The 19,463-nt window shown below is 69.3% G+C and carries 14 protein-coding genes; 8 read left to right on the top strand and 6 right to left on the bottom strand.

Annotated elements, in window-relative coordinates:
* The first annotated feature begins 179 nt into the window (after positions 1-179).
* Both rpmE and D7V80_RS31975 read left to right on the top strand, forming a co-directional pair.
* Positions 180-428 carry a 50S ribosomal protein L31 gene (rpmE, locus tag D7V80_RS31980; RefSeq protein ID WP_014395188.1) on the top strand — a complete coding sequence of 83 codons (249 nt, stop codon included), beginning with the start codon at positions 180-182 and terminating at the stop codon, positions 426-428.
* A gap of 230 nt (positions 429-658) precedes the next feature.
* Positions 659-1,537 (top strand): site-specific DNA-methyltransferase, encoded by an 879-nt coding sequence (locus D7V80_RS31975; protein ID WP_014395189.1) that lies wholly within the window; start codon positions 659-661, stop codon positions 1,535-1,537.
* Between the two features lie 7 nt (positions 1,538-1,544).
* Here the strand turns inward: D7V80_RS31975 and D7V80_RS31970 are convergent, their stop codons facing one another.
* On the bottom strand, positions 1,545-3,299 hold the full coding sequence (locus D7V80_RS31970) for a M1 family metallopeptidase (RefSeq protein WP_120591723.1): 1,755 nt from the start codon (positions 3,297-3,299) through the stop codon (positions 1,545-1,547).
* 128 nt (positions 3,300-3,427) lie between these two features.
* On the opposite strand from D7V80_RS31970, the gene D7V80_RS31965 reads away from it, so the two are divergent.
* Together D7V80_RS31965 and D7V80_RS31960 are read left to right on the top strand one after the other, a co-directional pair.
* Positions 3,428-5,818, top strand: a complete 2,391-nt coding sequence (locus tag D7V80_RS31965) for a 3-hydroxyacyl-CoA dehydrogenase/enoyl-CoA hydratase family protein (RefSeq protein ID WP_120591722.1) — start codon at positions 3,428-3,430, stop codon at positions 5,816-5,818.
* An 81-nt stretch (positions 5,819-5,899) separates the two neighbouring features.
* Complete coding sequence (locus D7V80_RS31960; protein ID WP_014395192.1) at positions 5,900-7,072, top strand: thiolase family protein; 1,173 nt, start codon at positions 5,900-5,902, stop codon at positions 7,070-7,072.
* Between the two features lie 53 nt (positions 7,073-7,125).
* On the opposite strand, the gene D7V80_RS31955 is transcribed toward D7V80_RS31960, so the two are convergent.
* A complete protein-coding gene (locus D7V80_RS31955) occupies positions 7,126-8,994 on the bottom strand; it encodes a DNA mismatch repair protein MutS (RefSeq protein WP_120591721.1) in 1,869 nt (622 codons plus the stop codon).
* 130 nt (positions 8,995-9,124) lie between these two features.
* On the opposite strand from D7V80_RS31955, the gene D7V80_RS31950 reads away from it, so the two are divergent.
* Positions 9,125-10,033 carry a hypothetical protein gene (locus tag D7V80_RS31950; RefSeq protein WP_120591720.1) on the top strand — a complete coding sequence of 303 codons (909 nt, stop codon included), beginning with the start codon at positions 9,125-9,127 and terminating at the stop codon, positions 10,031-10,033.
* Positions 10,034-10,126: 93 nt separating this feature from the next.
* On the opposite strand, the gene mrpC is transcribed toward D7V80_RS31950, so the two are convergent.
* The 3 genes from mrpC to D7V80_RS31935 form a co-directional block, all read right to left on the bottom strand.
* Positions 10,127-10,873, bottom strand: a complete 747-nt coding sequence (mrpC, locus tag D7V80_RS31945; RefSeq protein WP_014395195.1) for a Crp/Fnr family transcriptional regulator MrpC — start codon at positions 10,871-10,873, stop codon at positions 10,127-10,129.
* 265 nt (positions 10,874-11,138) lie between these two features.
* Positions 11,139-12,605 carry a sigma-54 dependent transcriptional regulator gene (locus D7V80_RS31940; RefSeq protein WP_120591719.1) on the bottom strand — a complete coding sequence of 489 codons (1,467 nt, stop codon included), beginning with the start codon at positions 12,603-12,605 and terminating at the stop codon, positions 11,139-11,141.
* 7 nt (positions 12,606-12,612) lie between these two features.
* On the bottom strand, positions 12,613-13,599 hold the full coding sequence (locus D7V80_RS31935) for a sensor histidine kinase KdpD (protein ID WP_120591718.1): 987 nt from the start codon (positions 13,597-13,599) through the stop codon (positions 12,613-12,615).
* A 76-nt stretch (positions 13,600-13,675) separates the two neighbouring features.
* On the opposite strand from D7V80_RS31935, the gene D7V80_RS31930 reads away from it, so the two are divergent.
* The 3 genes from D7V80_RS31930 to D7V80_RS31920 all read left to right on the top strand — a co-directional run bounded on the left by D7V80_RS31930 (position 13,676) and on the right by D7V80_RS31920 (position 17,977).
* Complete coding sequence (locus D7V80_RS31930; protein WP_233585878.1) at positions 13,676-16,525, top strand: fused MFS/spermidine synthase; 2,850 nt, start codon at positions 13,676-13,678, stop codon at positions 16,523-16,525.
* Between the two features lie 173 nt (positions 16,526-16,698).
* Positions 16,699-16,962, top strand: coding sequence for a hypothetical protein (locus tag D7V80_RS31925; RefSeq protein WP_120563981.1), 264 nt, complete (start codon positions 16,699-16,701; stop codon positions 16,960-16,962).
* A 133-nt stretch (positions 16,963-17,095) separates the two neighbouring features.
* Positions 17,096-17,977, top strand: a complete 882-nt coding sequence (locus D7V80_RS31920; protein ID WP_233585879.1) for a hypothetical protein — start codon at positions 17,096-17,098, stop codon at positions 17,975-17,977.
* On the opposite strand, the gene D7V80_RS31915 is transcribed toward D7V80_RS31920, so the two are convergent.
* On the bottom strand, positions 17,944-19,463 hold a 1,520-nt coding region (locus D7V80_RS31915; protein WP_233585877.1), incomplete at its 5' end, for a hypothetical protein. The two genes, D7V80_RS31920 and D7V80_RS31915, sit on opposite strands and share 34 nt — an antisense overlap.

The following is a 19,463-nucleotide window of genomic DNA, read 5'->3' as shown; positions in this document are numbered from 1 at the left end:
CCTGGCTGCCCGCCCGCCGGCCGCCAGCCCGCCCCGGGGGAGGCGTCCCCGAGGAGAAACCCCCGGTCCGGACGCGCATCCTTGAGAAAGGCCGGGGCGGTAGCTATAAGCCCCGACCCACTACAACGCTGGACCTCCCTCCCATCCTGGGTGGGGGCAAGGCGCACTGGAGAGAAGCCATGAAGCCCGAACTGCACCCGGTCTATCCGCCCTCCCGCATCACCTGCGCGTGCGGCAACGTCGTCGAGACCAAGTCCACCCGCGGCTCGTTCAGCGTGGAAGTCTGCTCGAACTGCCACCCGTTCTTCACCGGCAAGTACAAGCTGCTGGACACGGCCGGCCGCATCGACCGCTTCAAGAAGAAGTACGCGAACAACGCGCCGGCCGCCAAGAAGGGCGCCAAGGCCGCCGAGCCCGAGAAGGCGTAGTCCTTCCGCTCTACAGCATCCGCGGTAGCCCACGAGCAGGGTCGTGGAGGGCCTCGAAAGACAGAGGCGCTCCCGCCCTGCTCGCGGTGTTTCAGCTTCAGGCGCTCGTCAAATTTTCACGCGCGCTTTCGGTGCTACAGCCAATTACAGGCCAGAAATTCGACGTAGCAGCCAACTGACCGCACAGTCCGCCGCGTCCCAGAGACGTCTGTCCCAAAGACGGAGGCGTGATGTTCGCGGAAGCTGCTGCCCCTGCCCTGAAGATTGTCCGACGCTCCCAGAACGACAGCGTCTTCGCGAAGCGCGGGGAGGCCTACACGCTGCTGCAGGGCGACAGCCTGGAGTTGATGGCCCAGCTGCCCGAGCAGTCCTTCGACCTCATCTTCGCGGACCCGCCGTACTTCCTCTCCAACGGCGGCACCACCTGCAAGGGTGGCAAGCGCGTCTCCGTGGCGAAGGGCCAGTGGGACGTGTCCCGCGGAGTGGAGGAGGACCACGCCTTCACCACCAAGTGGCTCGCCGCCTGCCAGCGCCTCCTGCGCCCCACCGGCACGCTGTGGGTGAGCGGCACCCAGCACGTCATCTTCAACGCCGGCTTCGCCATGCAGAAGCTGGGCTACAAGCTGCTCAACACCGTCACCTGGTACAAGCCCAACGCGAGCCCCAACCTGGCGTGCCGCTACTTCACGCACTCCACGGAGCTGCTCATCTGGGCCTCGCCGTCGTCCGGCGGCAAGCTGAAGCACGTCTTCAACTACCAGCGCATGAAGGCGGAGAACGGCGGCAAGCAGATGCGCGACGTGTGGAACCTGCCGCGCAACGGTGACGAGGAGCTCACCGCCGACGGCGCCGGCCGCATGTGGACGCAGACGGCCCCGCGCGGCGAGGAGAAGGCCTTCGGCAGCCACCCCACGCAGAAGCCGGTGGCCCTGCTGGAGCGCATCCTGGAGGCGAGCTGCCCGGAGAACTCGCTCATCCTGGACCCCTTCAACGGCAGCGGCACCACCGGCGTGGCCGCCCTGAAGCACGGCCACCGCTACGTGGGCATCGACATGAACCCGGAGTACCTGGCCCTGTCCAAGAAGCGCCTGGACGCGGCCCTCAAGTAGCCCTGCCTCAAGCGCGGGCGAGGATGAGCTCCACGCCCTGCCGGGCGATGGGGTGGTACCTCGCCCCGTTCTTCTCGAACGCCGCGCGCGCCACCTTGCGGTGGTCGCGCGACGAGGCGAGCACGCTGTAGAGCGGCTTGAGGTACTTCATCCGGCCCACCTCGCCGAGGAACTCCTCGGCCCGGCCGAGCGGAGCATCGAAGCCCGCGCGCAGCGCCGCCACCAGCCACGCCACCAGCACCTCCGAGTTGCGGCTGCCCGTGAGCGAGTACTTCGCGTCCAGCTCGCGGAAGACGTCCTGGGACGTGTCCGCCGGCATGGACTCCAGGAACAGCTGCCACTCGGTGGGCGTCCAGTCCTTCGTGTCCGCTTGCGAAGGCACCTTCCCGCGCAGCTTCTCCAGCGCCTCCAGCCGCGCGGAGGTGGGCCGGGGCGCGCTCTGCGGCACGCCGGGCCGGTTGAGGTACGCGTCCGCGTCCACCTTCGCCAGGGCCCCCGGCAGCTCGCTTTCCGTGAAGCGGACGAACTCCTCCGTGGTGAGCGCCTGGAAGCGGTACTTCGCCAGGTAGCGGCGCAGGAAGCCGTCGAACGTGGGGCGGCCCACCGCGTCCTCCAGCGCGCGCAGCAGCAGGTAGCCCTTCTCGTAGGGAATCTGGGAGAAGGCCTCGTCCGGATCCACGCCGGACAGGTGCGTGCGCAGCGCGGTGAGCTGCGGGTGCGCGCGGAAGTGGTGCAGCGCTTCGTCCAGCGAACGGCGCCCCAGGGCCGCGTGCAGCGCCGCGACCTCCGGCCCCGCCAGCGCCTCCAGGATGCGGCGCTCCGCGAAGACGGTGAAGCCTTCGTTCAGCCAGAAGTGCTCCGCGGACGCGTTCGTCACCAGGTTGCCCGTCCATGAGTGCGCAAGCTCATGCGCCACCACGTTCACCAGGCTCTTGTCGCCCGCGATGAGCGTGGGCGTGAGGAACGTCAGGCGCGGGTTCTCCATGCCGCCGTAGGGGAACGACGGCGGCATCAGCAGCAGGTCGAAGCGCTCCCAGTCGTACGGCCCGAAGAGCGACTCCGCGGCCTTGAGCATGTCGTCCACGCCCGCGAACTCGTCCGCCGCGTCCTCCAGCGCCTCCGGCTCCGCCCACACCCGCGAGCGCGGCCCCAGCTCCTTGGACGTGAGGCTGCCCACCGCGAACGCCAGCAGGTACGGGGGCACCGGCTGCGGCATCTCGTAGTGCTCCTCTGCCTCCACGCCGTGCTCCTCGCGCGCCACGAAGGACGCCGCCATCACGGACTTGAGCTGCTTGGGCACGCGCAGGGACGCGCGGTAGCGGATGCGGATGCGCGGCGTGTCCTGCAGCGGCACCACGCTGCGCGCGTGGATGGCCTGGCACTGGCTGAACAGGAACGGCTGCTGCCCGCCCGCCGTCTGCGACGGCGTCAGCCACTGCAGCGCGCTCGCCTCCGGCGACGTCCGGTAGCGCACCGTCAGCTGCTTCACCCCCGCGGGCAATTCAATCCGCAGCCGGCTGCCGAGGATGGGTTCAGGAGGGGAGAGGATGTAGGGCAAGGAGCGACCCTGGGCATCCACCACGCCGCGGATGTCCAGGTCGCGAGTGTCCAGGTCGAGGGGACCAGCTGACGCCTCCTTGAGGGTCAGCGTGGCCTCCGCGTGCAGGCGCCGCGTCCGGAAATCGACGCGGGCCTTCCAGTCCAGCGTTTCGGTCTCAGGCTGCGTGCTGTCGTTGTACGAGTGCGGGTCGAGGCGAGCCATGGGGCCCGACTTGTAGTCGGGGAGCCGACCTCCTGGCGAGCACACCCGACGGCAATGCCGGTTGACTTCCGGGTCAATCGCCTACATTTGTGCAGTCCCCTACTTCCTTTCATGGGAGCCGATTTCCGATGACGACCCGGATCCGAAAAGTGGCGGTGCTTGGCGCTGGCGTGATGGGCAGCGGCATCGCCGCGCATCTGGCCAACTCCGGCGTGCGCGCCCTGTTGCTGGACATCGTTCCGCCCCAGGCCGCTCCGGGCGAGGACACCGCTTCCAAGGCGTTCCGCAACAAGTTCTCGCAGGGCGCCATCGCGAACCTGCGCAAGGCGAAGCCCAGCCCCATCGTGTCCGAGCAGGTGCTCGCCGCCATCGAAGTGGGCAACCTGGAGGACGACCTCGCGCGCCTGGGCGAGTGCGATTGGATCATCGAGGTGGTGAAGGAGGACCTGGCCGTCAAGCAGGCCCTGTTCGCCAAGGTGGAGAAGCACGCCCGCAAGGACGCCATCATCTCCTCCAACACCTCCGGCCTCTCCATCGTGGGCATGACCGAGGGCCGCGGCGCGGAGTTCAAGAAGAACTTCCTCGTCACGCACTTCTTCAACCCCGTTCGCTACATGAAGCTCTTGGAGCTCGTGGCGGGCCAGGAGACGAACCCGGACGTCGTGAAGACGATCCACAAGTTCGGTGAAGAAGTGCTCGGCAAGGGCATCGTCTACGGCAAGGACACCACCAACTTCATCGCGAACCGCATCGGCGTGTACGGGATGATGCGGACCATCTCCGAGATGCAGAAGACGGAGATGACCATCGAAGAGGTGGACAAGATCTTTGGCCCGGCCATGGGCCGTCCCAAGTCCGCCGTGTTCCGCACCGCGGACATCGTGGGCCTGGACACGTTCACCCACGTGGCGAAGAACTGTTACGACACGCTGACCCACGACGAAGAGCGCGACGTCTTCGCCGCCCCGGACTTCCTCCAGAAGATGGTGGAGAAGAAGATGCTGGGCGACAAGACCGGCGGCGGCTTCTACAAGAAGGACCGCTCCTCCGGTGGCAAGGACATCCTCGCGCTGGACCTGAAGACGCTGGAGTACCGGCCGCAGGGCAAGGTGCGCTTCGACTCGCTGGGCGCCGCGAAGGGCATCGACGACGTGAAGGAGCGCGTGGCGTCCGTGATGAACGCGGACGACAAGGCCGGCAAGTTCGCCGAGCGCGTTACCCTGGACGTGCTGGCGTACTCCAGCCGCCGCATCCCGGAGATCGCGGACGACCTGGTCAACGTGGACCGCGGCGTGCGCTGGGGCTTCGGCTGGGACCTGGGGCCCTTCGAGGTCTGGGACGCCTACGGTGTCCAGAAGGGCGTGGAGCGCATGAAGGCGCTGGGCCTCAAGCCCGCCGCCTGGGTGGAGGAGATGCTGGCCAAGGGCCGCACGTCCTTCTACGGCGTGCAGGACGGCCGCGACACCTACTGGGACATCCCGTCCAAGTCCGTGAAGCCGGTGGTGGAGAACGCGCGCACGTCCCGCGTGGAGTACCTCAAGCGCGGCAACAAGAAGATCGCCGGCAACGACAGCGCTTCGCTGTGGGATGCGGGCGACGGCGTCACGCTGCTGGAGTTCCACTCCAAGATGAACTCCATCGACGATGACATCATCGCGATGATGAACACCGCGCTCGACGAGACGGAGAAGAACTTCAAGGGTCTCGTCATCGGCAATGACGGCTCCAACTTCTCCGCCGGCGCGAACATCATGGCCATGCTGATGGCGGCCAAGAGCGAGGACTTCGACTCCATCCGCAAGATGGCGTCCGCGTTCCAGGCGGCCAACCAGCGCATGCGCTACAGCCCCGTGCCCGTCGTGACGGCGCCCTTCAACCTCACGCTGGGCGGCGGCGCGGAGGTCACCATGGGTGGCAACGCGGTGCAGGCCAGCGCGGAGCTGTACATGGGCCTCGTGGAAGTGGGCGTGGGCCTCATCCCGGGCGGCGGCGGCACCATGATGCTGCTGCGCAACGTGTTCGGCACCTACGCGGCGGACAAGGACTTCGACGCGCTGCCCTTCCTCAAGAAGGTGTTCCTCGCCATCGGCATGGCGAAGGTGGCGACGAGCGCGGAAGAGGCGCGCGAGATGGGCTTCCTGTCGCAGCAGGACGGCATCACGGGCAACCGCGACTTCCTCCTGTCGGACGCGAAGTCGCGCGTGCTGGGCCTGGCCAACGGCGGCTTCCGCCCGCCGCGTCCCACGCGCTTCCGGCTGCCGGGCCCCAACGGCGCGGCCACCATCGACATGATGCTGTACGACATGCAGCTCAATAATCAGATCAGCGCCCACGACCGGAAGATCGCGCAGAAGCTGGCGCGCGTGCTGTCCGGTGGTGACACGAGCCCCTCCGTGCTGGTGACCGAGGAGAAGCTGCTGGAGCTGGAGATGGAAGCGTTCCTGAGCCTCATCGGCGAGGAGAAGACCCAGGACCGCATGATGTTCATGCTCGAGAAGGGCAAGCCGCTGCGCAACTAGCGCGAGGCGTTTACCCAATGGTTTTCCAGACGCGAATTCCGAAGCACGCCCGGACGCTGTCCGGGCAGGGAGACATCTAAAATGTCCGGTCGAGTCGTGATTGCCAGCGCGGTGCGCACCCCCTTCACCCGCGCCCACAAGGGAGAGTTCAAGGACACGCGGCCGGATACGCTCGCGGCCCTTGCCATCAAGGAGGCTGTCGCCCAGGTCCCCGGCTTGAAGCCGGCGGACGTGGAGGACGTCATCATGGGCTGTGCCATGCCGGAGGCGGAGCAGGGCATGAACGTGGCCCGCAACGCGAGCCTGCTCGCCGGCCTGCCGGACACCGTTCCGGGCCTGACCATCAACCGCTTCTGTTCCTCTGGCGTGCAGTCCGTGGCGCAGGCGGCGCAGGGCATCAAGTCCGGCATGCTCCAGGTGGCCGTGGCCGGTGGCACCGAGTCCATGACCATGGTGCCCATGGGCGGCAACAAGGTCTCCGCCAACCCGGAGATCATGCAGAAGCTGCCGGAGGTCTACACCTCCATGGGCGCGACGGCGGAGAACATCGCCTCCCGCTACAGCGTCACCCGTGAGGACGCGGACAAGTTCGCCGCCGAGTCCCAGCGCCGCGCGGCCACCGCCCGCGAGCAGGGGAAGTTCAAGGAGGAGATCTTCCCCGTCACCACCACGATGTTCGACGAGGACGGCAACCAGAAGCAGGTGACCGTCACGGTGGACACCATCCTGCGCCCGGAGACGACGGTGGAGGGCCTGGCCAAGCTGCGCCCGGCCTTCAACGCCAAGGGCGTGGTGACTGCCGGTAACGCGTCGCCGCTGACGGACGGCGCGGCGGCCGCGGTGGTGATGAGCGAGGAGAAGGCGAAGGAGCTCAACGTCAAGCCGCTGGGCTACTTCGTGGACTACGTGGTCGCCGGCGTGCCGCCCGAAATCATGGGCGTGGGCCCGGTGCCCGCCATCCGCAAGCTGCTGGAGCGCAACAAGCTGAAGATTGAGGACATCAGCGTGTTCGAGCTCAACGAGGCCTTCGCGGCGCAGGCGCTGCACTGCATCCGCGAGCTGGGCATCCCCCAGGACAAGGTGAACCCGAACGGCGGCGCCATCGCCCTGGGCCACCCGCTGGGCGTGTCCGGTGCGCGCATGGTGGCGACCATCCTGCGCGAGCTGAAGCGCCGGGACGGCCGCTACGGCGTGGTGAGCATGTGCATCGGCGGCGGCATGGGTGCCGCCGCGCTGGTGGAGCTGGCGAAGTAATCCGCTTCCCGTTCGCGCCCCCTGGTGGCTTCAAGGGGGCGCGGAGGGGACTGTCAGGAGGCCGGGGCGTCCGGGTCGTTCACCGGGACGCCCGCCAGGCGCAGCACCCGCAGCGCGTTGGTGGTGTCCACCACCCCCTGCCGGAGCCGGTAGTCGAACACCATCTTCCCGTCCTCCAGGTGGTCGCGGAAGTGGACGTTCACCACGTGCGAGCCCGGCTCGTCCGCCAGCACCGCCAGCGACAAGTCGTGAGTCGTCACCGCGCCACACGCGCCGGAGGCGAGCAGCAGCCGCAGCACCTCGCGTGAGGCAATCTGGCGCTCGCGGGTGTTGGTGCCCAGCAGGATTTCGTCGAGCAGGAAGAGGGCCTGGCCCTTCGCGGCCGCCGCCGCGTCCAGCACCATCTTCAGCCGCAGCACCTCCGCGTGGAAGTACGACACGCCGCGCTCCAGCGAGTCCTTCACGCGCATGCTGGTGAGCACCTGCACCGGGGACAACCGGAACGCCGCCGCGGCCACCGGCGCGCCCGCCAGCGCCAGCACCACGTTCGCGCCCAGCGCGCGCATCAGCGTCGTCTTGCCGCTCATGTTGGAGCCGGTGATCAGCAGCGCGTGGCGCGGGCCGGGCAGGGACACGTCGTTGGGCACGGGCGCGTCCAGGAGCGGATGTCCCAGCGCGGTGGCCTCCACGCTCGGGCCCTGGGCCTGCAGCTGGGGCCAGGTGAAGGCAGGGCGGTCATGGGCCAGGCCGCCCAGGCAGCAGAGGGCCTCCAATTCCGAGAGCCCCTCGAACCACTGGCGCACGTCGCGGCCGTGGGCGGCGCGCCAGTTCTCCAGCGCGAAGAGGGCGTGGATGTCCCAGAGCGTGAGCCAGTGGACCAGCGGGTGGAACTGGTGCCGCTTGAACTCGATGAGCGAGTACAGCCGGCTGAAGCGCTGGAACAGCGCGGACACCGGGGGGCCGCCCTGCGCCGTCAGGCCGGACTGGAGCTGCTTGAGGCGCGGGTGCTCGAAGGTCTGCTTCTCCACGCGCTCGAAGAGGGACGCGTAGCGCGCGAAGCCGCGCTCGCCGCGCTCCACGCCCTCGTCCATCTGCCGCAGCGTGCGGCGCGTGGCCACGGCGATGCCCAGCTGCGCGAGCAGCCCCAGCCAGACGAGGCTGTCCGGAATCACGCCGACCGTGCCCAGGATGAACAGGGTGAGCGTCACCGGGGGCAGCAGGATGGCCAGGGGCCGCGCCCAGCGGATGGCGTCCAGCGACGGGCCCGCCTCCGCCCACTGGATGAAGAGTGCGGGGTCCGCCTTGTCCTTCGCCACCACGCGGGCGTCCACGCAGAGGTCCTGGCGGAAGTCCACGCGCGGGGCCAATTCGCGCGCGGCGCCCTGCCGGGTCACCACCGTCTCCGCCGTGGCGGGGGCGGACAGCCACGCGGCCAGCCGCTCCTCGCCCGCGCGCGTCGCCGTCTCATTGATCAGCTGGAAGAGGCTGCCCTGGCCAAAGACATCCAGGTCCGTGGCGTAGAGGTGGTTGGGAGAGAGGAACCGCTCCCCCGTGTCCGTGAAGGAATGCCAGCCGCCCTCCAGCCGCGCCAGGCCGCGCTCGTTGAGCAGCACGAAGAGGCGGGCGCGCTGCTCCTTGAGGAACACCTGGTGGTGCAGCACCGCCAGCACGCCATAGACGGCGAGCGCCCCGGCCGCCGCCCACCACCAGGGCTTGGGCAGCCGGCCCATCAGCGTCAGCGCGGCCACGACGAGCGCCGCCACGAAGGCCACGGTGCGCAGGTTGGCGTACCTGGCGCTGACGCGGTCCAGCTCCGTCAGGTCCGCCTGGGCGGCGGCGCGGCGGTCGGTGTACGTGCGATGAGGGCTCTGGGACTCGGTCGGGACGGGCACGATGGTCGCGCATGCTGTGCGGCCCCCCATCCCAGGGCAAGCGCGCAAACCAAGGGATGTCCCAGGGGCCGCAAGTTGACTCCCAGGGGGCCCCCGGGCTTTGAATGCGACATGTGAGGGACGGTCGGGCCGGCCGTGTCTCACCGAGGGGGCTCACCCCATGTCGTTACCCAAGGTCGTGCTGGGCGGAGGGCTCCTCGCGGGCCTGCTCGCCGCGCCTCCCGCCGAGGCCCGCTTCGGCAAGCGCTCGGAGTCCCACGAAACGTCGAAGCCCGTCCACGAGGCGACCGCCATCGGTTCGGACTGGGACGACGATTCGAAGAAGGACGACGAGAACAAGAACCGCTCGTCCAAGAGCAAGCGGACGACGCTGTCCTCCACGGATGCCGACTACGCGTTCAACTCGAGCGCGTCCGACGATGCCGTCGCCGTCGTCCTGGGCGCGCTCTTCGAGCTGATGTTTCGTGGAGTGGGGGAGGCCATCGCCAGCATGGGCACCCACCATGGCCACGACATCAACGCTCCGGACGCGCAGCCCCAGCGCAACTCGCTCCGGCACGCCACGCCGTTCTCCGTGCGCATGGGCGCGCTGGTGTCACCCATCCGGGGCGGCATCGGCGTGGACTTCAACCTCGGCTGGGAGGCCCAGCGCTTCGGCATGGACCTGCGGCTGTCGCGGCTGACGGGGACGTGGGACACCTCGGCGTACCGCAACACGCGCACCCTGGGGGAGATGCACGCGACCTACTCCCCCCTCGTCCGGGAGGAGCTCCGCCTGCGCGTGGAAGCCGGCGTCTCCACCCTGGACGCGCCCGGGCGCGTCTACGTGGCCCCCAGCCTGGGCATGTCCGTGGAGGCGTGCCTCCTGGGCCCCCTGGACGTGGAGGGGCGCCTGCAGATGACGCCCGGGCCCTACCAGCAGCTGGACGCGCGCGGAGGGCTCGCGCTGCACCTGGGCGGACTCATGCTGCGCGGCGGGGTGCGCTACCTCAACCTGGACTCCGAGGTCGCCCCGCTGGGGATGCCCCTCGGCTTCACCCCCGAGTTCGGCCTGGGCTTCGTGTTCTGAACGCCATGCGCTGAAAACACCACGGGCCCGGCCGCGGATGCTCTCGCGGACAGGCCCGTTGGACGTCACGGCCCCTTGGAAGGGACGTGGGGTCTACTTCTCCTTGGAGGCCAGCTTGCGCAGGGCCTTCTGGTCGCGCACGCAGAGGATGCGGCCGACGTTGCCGAGCACGCCCTCGCGCTTCATCTCGTTGATGAGCGTGGACACGAAGGAGCGCGAGGCGCCCACCAGGTCCGCCAGGTCCTGCTGCGTAATCCCGCGCAGGTCCGTCTCACCGCCGTGCGGGCAGCGCTCGCCGTGCGCCTCCACCAGCGTGAGCAGGGTGTCCGCCAGCCGGGCCGGAACCTCCTTGAAGGTCAGGCCCAGGACGCGCTTGCGCAGCGAGCGCACGCGGTCCGCGTAGGCGCGCACCACGTCCACCGCCAGGGCCGGACGGGCCTCCAGCTGGGCGCGGAAGTCACGGCCCTCGATGCTCCACACCTCGGCCTCGCCCGCCGCCACGGCCATCTCCTCGATGGGCGTGCCTTCCGGGCGGAACAGCTCGCCGAACAGGTCGCCCGGGCGGAGGATGGACACCACCGAGCGGGTGCTGTTCTTGCCAATGCGCATCAGGCGCACGCGGCCGGACTTCAGCAGGTACACGCGGTCCGACGTGTCGCCGGGGCGGTAGATGGTCGAGTTGTGCGGGAAGGACTCGACCTTGAAGTACCCCTTGAAGTCGATGGCCTCCTGGCCGGGGACCAGCTTGTTCGCGGTCACCATCATGCCGGACGACGTCGCCTGCAGCGGCGCCACGACGTTGGAACCGATGGGGCCGAGGGGGCGGTTGAAGCCGTGCATGGGAGTCTCCTGGAAAGACGGAAAGGGATGGGGAAGGTTGGTCGCTGCTGCTGCGGCGGACGGACCTTGCTCTTTCCAAGAGGCGTGCCATGAGCACTTGAAGTATTCCCAGGGGAACAGTTCGAGGAATGCCGGGTACTTAGCGCTACACCCTGGTTCGGCCCCCCCCACTGTGTCCAAAACCTGAAACAGAACGTTCAAACAGTCTGATCAGTTTGAACGAAACGTTAAAGCGCCACACCGGTTTGTCCGGGCTGGGACAGTGTCAGGAAGCATCCTTCACCGGATAAGGGTGAACCTGTGGACCATGCCCCTGTGCGAGACCGAACTTTTGAAGCTTTCGTTCAAGCGTGGGACGGCTGATGCCCAGGATCTGACACGTGCGGCCCTTGTGGCCCTTGGTGACGGCCATGGCGCGGGCAATGAGCTGCCGTTCGGCCTCTTCCAGGGTGGGGATGAGGCTCACGTCGTCCACGGCGGGGGCGGCGAACATGCTGCTCGCGCCTCCGGCAGCGCGCTGGCCCGCGTCCAGGGAGCCTGAGGGGTTCGCCTCCAGGGCGGGCAGGTCATCGCCGCGGAGCACGTCACCGGGCGCGAGCACCACGGCGCGGGTGAGGACGTTCTCCAACTCGCGCACGTTGCCACGCCAGGGCAACAGGGTGAGGCGCTCCATCACCTCGTGGGGCACGCGGGTGACGCGCTTGTGCACCTTCTCGTTGATGCGCTCCAAGAGGTGCTTCACCAGGAGGGAGATGTCCTCGCGGCGCTCGCGCAGCGGCGGGATGACGAGGGTGATGACCTTGAGGCGCTGGTAGAGGTCCTCGCGGAAGCGCCCCTGGGCCACCTCGTCCGCGAGGTTGCGGTGGGTGGCGGCGATGACGCGGGCGCGCAGCTTCACGCGCTTGACGCCGCCCACGCGCTCGAACTCGCGCTCCTGGAGCACGCGCAAGAGCTTCGCCTGGAGCATCAGCGACATGTCGCCAATCTCATCCAGGAACACGGTGCCGTCCTCGGCCAGCTCGAACTTGCCGGGCTTGCCGGACACGGCGCCGGTGAAGGCGCCCTTCTCGTGGCCGAACAGCTCGCTCTCCAGGAGCGTGTCCACGATGGCGGAGCAGTTGATGCCGATGAAGGGGCGGGGCTCGTCGTAGGAGTAGTTGTGGATGACGCGGGCGATGAGCTCCTTGCCGGTGCCGCTCTCGCCGTTGATCAGCACCGTGGCGGTGCTGCCCGTCACCTTGCCAATCTCCTTCACCAGCTGCTGCATGGAGGGGCTGGTGCCCACGATGTCGCCCAGGCGGACGACGGCGTTCTCGCGGTGGACCTCGTCCGCGCGGCGCGACAGCTGGCGGTACTCCAGCGCGCGCTCCACGACGAGGTCCAGGGCGGCCGGATCCGGGAAGGGCTTGTGGATGTAGTCGAACGCACCGGCCTTCATGGCCCGGATGGTCGTCTCCATGTCGTGGTAGGCGGTGACGAGGATGATGCGCGCGTCGCCGCACAGGGTCTTCATCTCCTCGATGATCTCCAGGCCCGTGCGGTCCGGGAGCATCATGTCCAGGATGACCACGCTGGGCATGTTCTCCTGGGCGGCCTTGAGGCCCGCGGCGGCGCTGGTGGCCGTCACCACCTGGTAGCGCGGCTGCCCGTCGTCCTGCTCGATCTCCTCGAAGTGCATCGTGAGGGTTTCGAGCAGCGACACGTCATCGTCGACGATGAGGAGGGTCTCCATGGGGTCCTCAGGCGGCGAACGTCAGCGTGAACACCATCCCCGGTTCCGCGCTCCCCTGGGCCGCCACATCGCCCCCCACGCCCGTCATCACCCGCCGCAGGGCAGCCAGGGACAGCCCCGCGCCTCGCGCCAGCCGCGAGCCGAAGGGGTCGAACAGCGTGCCCCGCTCCTCGGGAGGCAGGGCCGCGGCCGGATCATCCAGGATGAGGCTGACGTGGCCGGGGTCGTCCTGGCGCAGCGTCACCTGGACGCGGCCCTCTTCTGGCAGGCCCATGGCCACGTTGAGCAGGACTTGAGCGAGCACGGGCCTCAACCGGTTGGGATCCACCCGCACGCGGGGCAGGTCCGCCTCTTCCTTCACCTCCACCTCGATGCGGCGCTCGGCCAGCTCCGGGGCCACCATGGCGGTCGCCTCCTGGACGACCGAGCGCAGGGCGTGGGCGTCCAGGTTCGCGGCGCTCTCGCGGCCGTACTCGGAGAGCAGCCAGAGCATGCGCTCCATGGTCCGGATCTCGCGGTTGGCGATGGTGAGCCGCCGCTTGTCCCGGTCCGACAGGCCGGTGTTCCGGGCCAGCGTCTGCACCGCCATCTTCACGGAGGACAGCGGGTTGCGGATCTCATGGCTGAGCGACGAGGACAGCTTGGAGATCTGCACCGGCGGGGCGCCCTCCAGCACGGCGCCCAGGTCGAGCACGCCCGCGGCGGCCTCCTCGCCGTCCATGCCCAGCACGAGCCGCAGGTGGTGGGGGGGCGGGGTGCCTCCGGGGCCTCCCGCGGAGACGGTGACGAACTCCACGGCGCGGCGGTCCTCGCGCGCTCGCGCATCCAGTTCGCGGGCGCGCTCCTGCGCGACCCCGAGCGCGGTGTGCAGCGGCATGCCCACGAGCGCCTTGGCGTCGCGGCGCAGCACCTGGGCGCAGTCACCTTCGGCGCGTGTCACCCGGAGGTGGGGGGACCAGGCGAGTTGCGCGGCTTGCAGGAGATGGGCGTTCATTGGTGGACCTGAAACATACCGGGTAACGTCGAGCGCTGTCCTTATGACCAGCACCGCACGTCCTCCGAAGAACCTTGTGGCCGCCCTTCTGTTCCTGTCCGGGGCCACGGCGCTCGTCTACGAGCTGGTCTGGTCCAAATACCTGGGGAACGTGCTGGGCAACAGCGGCCAGGCGCACGCCGTCGTGCTGGCCACGTTCATGGGGGGGCTGGCGCTGGGCGCGTTTGTCTTCGGGCGGACAGCGGACCGGGTGAAGAACCCCCTAGCGCTCTACGGCGTGCTGGAGCTGGGCGTGGGCCTGTACGCGCTGGCGTTCCCGTACGTCCTGGGGGCGCTGGAGCACCTGTGGCTGTCCCTGGCGCCCCACGTGCCGGAGGGCCTGCGGGTGGCGCCGCGCCTGCTCGTGTCCTCGCTGTCCCTGGTGGTGCCCACGCTGCTCATGGGCGGCACGCTGCCGGCGCTGGTGCGCCACTTCGCGGCGAGCCTCGCGGGGGTGCGCAAGGAGCTGGCGCGCCTGTACGCCATCAACAGCCTGGGCGCGGCGGTGGGCGTCTACGTGGCGGGCACGCGGCTCGTTCCGCTGGTGGGTCTGTCCGCGTCCGCGAAGCTGGCCGCGGCCATCAACGTGCTGCTCGCACTGGCGGCGCTGGCGCTGGCCCGCCGGCACCCACCGGCGGTGACGGTGGGGGCGGCGGCATCCGCGGAGGACGTGGCCTACCCCCGGCGGGCGGTGCGGGCCGCGCTGGTGGGCGTGATGCTGTCTGGCTTCACGTCCATGCTGTACCAGGTGACGTGGATCCGCCTGCTGTCCATCGTGCTGGGCGCGTCCACGTATGCCTTCACGCTCATCCTGACGGCGTTCATCCTGGGCATCGGCCTGGGCAGCTTCTGGCTGATGACGCGCAAGGAGGGCGGGGACTCGCTGAAATTGTATGGCTGGACGCAGGTGGGGCTGGTGTTGAGCCTCTGCGTGGCGCTGCCTTTGTACGTGCGGCTGCCGCACCTGTTCCGCTGGTCGGAGTGGATGCTCACGCGCGCGGTGGAGACGTGGCCCGTCTTCCAGGGCATCACCTTCGCGTTCTGCTGCGCGGTGCTGCTGGTGCCCACGTTCATCATGGGCGTGGCGTTCCCGGCGGCGGCGCGCGTGGCCACGGCGAAGGTGTCCGAGGTGGGGCGCCAACTGGGCGGCGTGTACCTGTGGAACACGGCGGGCACGCTCTCCGGCTCCGTGCTGGGCGGGCTGGTGCTGATGCCCTTCTGGGGCATGCAGGGCAACTTCATCGCCGGGGCGGTGGCGAACCTCCTGTCCGCGGGGCTGGCGTTCCACGCGCTGTCCGCGCCGAAGGAAGGGGAGGGTGCGACCGCGGTGCCCGCGTGGCGGACGCTCTTGCCGGTGGGCATGACGGCGGTGCTGGCGGTGGGGGTGCTGGGCGGCATGCACGGCTGGCCGCAGCGGCTGTCCAACATCGCGGCGATCCGCGCGCACCAGAAGCCGCCGGACAGCTACGCGAAACTGGTGGAGGGCACGGAGCGGGCCATCATCCCGCGCTTCTACGCGGACGACACCTTCGCCACGGTGATGGTGGGGGACCTGCCGAGCGAAAACCTCCGCTTCATGAAGATCAACGGGAAGACGGACGCGTCGAACGGGAGCGACATCGAGACGCAGGTGATGGCGGGCCACCTGGGCGTGCTGCTCCACCCGCGCGACCCGAAGAACGTGCTCGTCATCGGCTCGGGCGCGGCCATCACCACGGGCAGCGTACTGGCGCATCCGGTGGAGCGCCTGGACATGGTGGAAATCTCCCCGGCGGTCATCGACGCGGCGCGCCTGTTCAAGGAGGACAACCGCAACGCGGTGGATGATCCGCGCACGCACGTGCACATCGACGACGCGAAGACCTTCATGGCGCTGGCGCCCATCCAGTACGACCTCATCGTCAGCGTGCCGTCCAACCCCTGGGTGTCGGGCGTGTCCGGCCTCTTCACGCGCGACTTCTTCCAGCTGGTGGACAAGCACCTGACGGACGACGGCGTGATGGTGCAGTGGATCCACACCTACGAGAGCAACCGCGAGCTGGTGCGGCTGGTGATCCGCACGCTGCAGGACACCTTCCCGCACGCCACGACGTGGCTGGGCCCGGAGGACCTGGTGATGGTGGCCAGCCGCAAGCCGCTGTCATTCAACGCGGCGGAGGTGGCCGCGCGCATGGCCCGGCCGGACGTGAAGGCGGACCTGGCGCGGGTGGAGATAAACGACCTGTTCAGCCTGCTGTCCAAGCAGGTGCATACGGAGGCCGGACAGAAGGCCTTCGCGGGCGAGGGGCCCATCAACACGGACGATCACAACCTGCTGGAGTACGCGTCGCCGGTGGCGTTCTTCCTCGCGAACCTGGACGTGCGCGTGAACGACGAGCGCCGGTCGCCGGAGACAGGGCCCGGGCTGCTCCTGCACGGGTACCTGCGCGACCATCCGCCCACCGCCGAGCAGGCCGCGGGGCTGTACCGCAATGTGCAGCGCTACCACGCGGACAAGGATCCGACGGTCCGGGGCGTGGCGGCGCTGTGGCGTTCGCTGGCGCCGGAGGATCCCGCGTCGGCGCTCGCGCTGGGCCGGGCGGTGCTGGCGCAGGGGGACCTGACCCTGGCTGCGTCCCTGCTGGAGCCGGAGGTGGCGCGGGGCGGCCGTTCACCGGAGCTGGTGACGGAGTACCTGAAGCTGGTGACGGCGCGGGCCTGGGCCGCGCGCACGGTGTGGACGCCGATGAAGGCGGACGGGGCGCTGGCGGTGGGCCGCGAGGTGGCGGCGAGCCACCCCCAGGACGCGAAGCTGCAGAAGGCGTTCAAGGCCTACTGTGAAGCCCTGCCGCCGGATGCCTGCGAGAGCTCGGCCCGTACGCCCACGGCGGCGCCCGGCGGGCCCTGAAACAGGGGGGATGAAACCTTGAGAGGGGCCAGACCCGCGATATTCCTTGATCCGGTCCCCCATCCTCCCGATGACGGATGGAGGCGCTTGCCCGCCCGTTGTACTGTCTGTATCGACCCTGACTTCCCGCAGGGTGTGTCTCTCCACCGCTGCAACGACCCCCGGAGTTTCCCATGAACGCGATCGCGAAGGCCCCGAAGAAGCAGTTCCGCAAGAACCGTGGTCAGGGCATGACCGAGTACATCATCATCGTTGCCCTGATCGCGATCGCCGCCATCGGCGTGATCACGCTGTTCGGTGACAACATCCGCCGCCTGTTCGGCGCCTCCGCGGCGGCCCTGGCCGGTGAGGACAACGTGGCCAACGACGGCCAGCTGTCCAACGACCAGCTGAACAAGAAGACCATGAAGTCCTTCGGTCAGAACAACACCTACTGAGCCGCTTCCCGGGCTTTTTCCGGGAGATGCCGACGCCCAAAAGGTGTCGGCGGTCCGGTGAATGGCAGGTCCCTCCAACTGGAAGGGCCTGCCATTCGTGTTTCAAGGGACTGAAGCTGTCATCGTGCGCGCCATGACCGTGTCGTCACCGGAGGTTGTCGCCGGGCTGCGCCGCCGGCTCTGGGTCTACCGGATGCTGGTGGTGGGGCTGTGTATCGCGTTGTTCGGGCTCCTCTTGGGGCTGAGGCGCGCACTGACCCCGCTGCCGCCGCCCGACGTGGAGGTGACCGACGTCCGCGAGCGGATGGCGGCCCTGGAGACGGCGCGGCCGGGCGCCTCGGATGTCTCGGAGACGTACTTCGCGTCGGACACGTCCAGCGTGCACCTGCACCTGATGGGACGGGGCCAGACGTGCCCCCTGCACATCCACCGCGCGCCCTTCGAGGCCACCATCATCGTCGCGGGTGAGGCGCACGTGTGGCAGGTCTGGGGTGAGGAGGGGCGCCGGATGGAGCGGCGCGGAGTGCACGGGCCGGGCTGGCTCGTGGCCTCGGCACCCTTCACGGGGCACGAGTGGCGCAACCCCGATGAGGACCGGGTGCTGGGCAACCTGGTGTTCACCGTGCCGGGCTTCGACGGGAACCTCTACGTCTCGGCGGAGGACGCGCGGCTGTTGCGCGGCACGGTGCCCTTCGCCCAGGAGCCTCGCGAGGCACTCGCCGGGCTGCGGAGTCGGGGCGTGAAGCAGGAGGAGACGCCGCTGCCGGTGCTCCAGGGGCGCATGTCGCGCGTGCTGCTGGACGGTGGGGAGTGGACGGTGAAGGCGACGCCCGACGCACCCATAGTGGCCTATGTGGCGGCGGGACGGGGCATCGCGGAGGCGCCGGAGTCCCGGCCGTTGCGAGAAGGCCAGCTCTGGGTGCTGCGCCGGGATGCGCGGGTGCGCTCCGAGGAGGGCTCACCCGTGGCGCTGTATGTGTTTCACCCGCCGCCGGAAGCGGTCGCGGGGCGCTGAGGCGTTCCGGGCACCTCGGGCGTGCGCTCCCGGGCCCAGAGGACCCAGCCGTTCGCCTTCGTCAGCTCGCGCCAGCCGCCCCGCGCCCGGAGGTGATCCAGCAGGAGGTTGCCGGGGTTCTGCGTGTCCCAGACGACGTAGTCCGGATCATAGGCCTCCAGCGCCTGCTCCCAGCCGGGCTCGGACCACACCAGTTGTGCATAGGCCTGGTGGATGGCCGTGGGGAACGGATCATTCCGGCTGTCGATGTAGACCTTGTACGGGGCGCCCGCGAAGTAGGAGATGGGGCCGCCCATGATGAAGCGGTTGAGCACGCGGCCGGGGGGCTGTTGTCTCAACGTCTGGAGCACGGGCAGGGGAATGCTGGGGTGCGTGCCCTTCTCCACGGGGCGGGGCGCGCCCGCGTTCAGCGCGAACAGGCCGGCCAGCAGGACGGCGGGCCACAGCGCCAGGGACGTTCCGGTGCTCCAGGAGGCCAGGGGGCGCTCCAGCCAGGACAGGAAGCGGGGGAGGGCGGGCGCGTCGCTCGTGCGCGCGTGCTCCACCAGGGTAAGGGCGAGCAGCACGGACGCGAACGGCGCGTGGCGCTGGACCTTCAGCGCGGCGATACCCAGCACGAGCGTGGGCAGGAGGGCCGCTGCGCGCCGCATGCGGGCCCGGCCGATGACGAAGAGGCACGCACCGAAGAGGAGGAGGTAGACCCAGCTCCAGCCCGCATCCAGGTCCAGCGGGCGCCACTCGTTGATGTTCTGGGTGGATGCGAGCAGCGAGTGCTGGAGCGGGTACAAATAGATGTGGGGGCCGTCCGGAGACAGGCCCGCGACAAGGAACATCGCGAGCGCCGCCGCGAGCGCGGCCCCGCAGCGCCGGAGCGACGCGGGTGTGCGGTCATCCAGGGCCGTGCCCATCGCGGTGGACGCGAGCAGCGCCGGGCCCAGGAGCCAGCTGCCGTGCAGGTTGGCCCAGGCGAGTCCCAGGAGCGGGAAGGCCCAGAGCACCCGCGTATTCCCCTGGCGCCAGGCCTGGACGCCCAGGACAGCGAGGGCGAAGAGCAGGTGTCCCAGATGGAAGGGACGTTCCTGGATCCAGGTGGAGGCCTGGACGCCCGATATCAATCCCAGACAGGCGAGGACGAGGAGATGGGAGGGCCGGGCGTCCGCGCGCCGCAGGGCGACCCAGAGCAGGAGCACGTTGGCCGCCACGAGCGTGGCGACGAGGAGCGCGGGACCGGCGGCGCCCAGGAGCTTGATGAGCAGGACGCAGAGCACGCCGAAGCCCCACTCGTGGGGGACCCAGCCCGCGGTGCCCGTGACGCTGAACGGGTCCACGCGGTTGAAGCCGTGCTCCAGCACGTAGCGGCCGCCCGCCAGGTGGAAGAACAGGTCGTAGTTGCGAAGGGGAAGAAACCCCAGCCAGAGGATGAGCCCCAGCGCGAACAGGGCCACGGGGGCGGGCAGGAGGGCGCGGAGCCGCATGGTGTTCGGGT

It is taken from the genome of Corallococcus sp. CA054B, from assembly GCF_003611625.1.
GTDB classification, from domain to species: Bacteria; Myxococcota; Myxococcia; order Myxococcales; family Myxococcaceae; genus Corallococcus; species Corallococcus coralloides.
The sequence above is the reverse complement of the archived record's forward strand: the minus strand, read 5'-3'. Positions and strand labels throughout refer to the sequence as shown.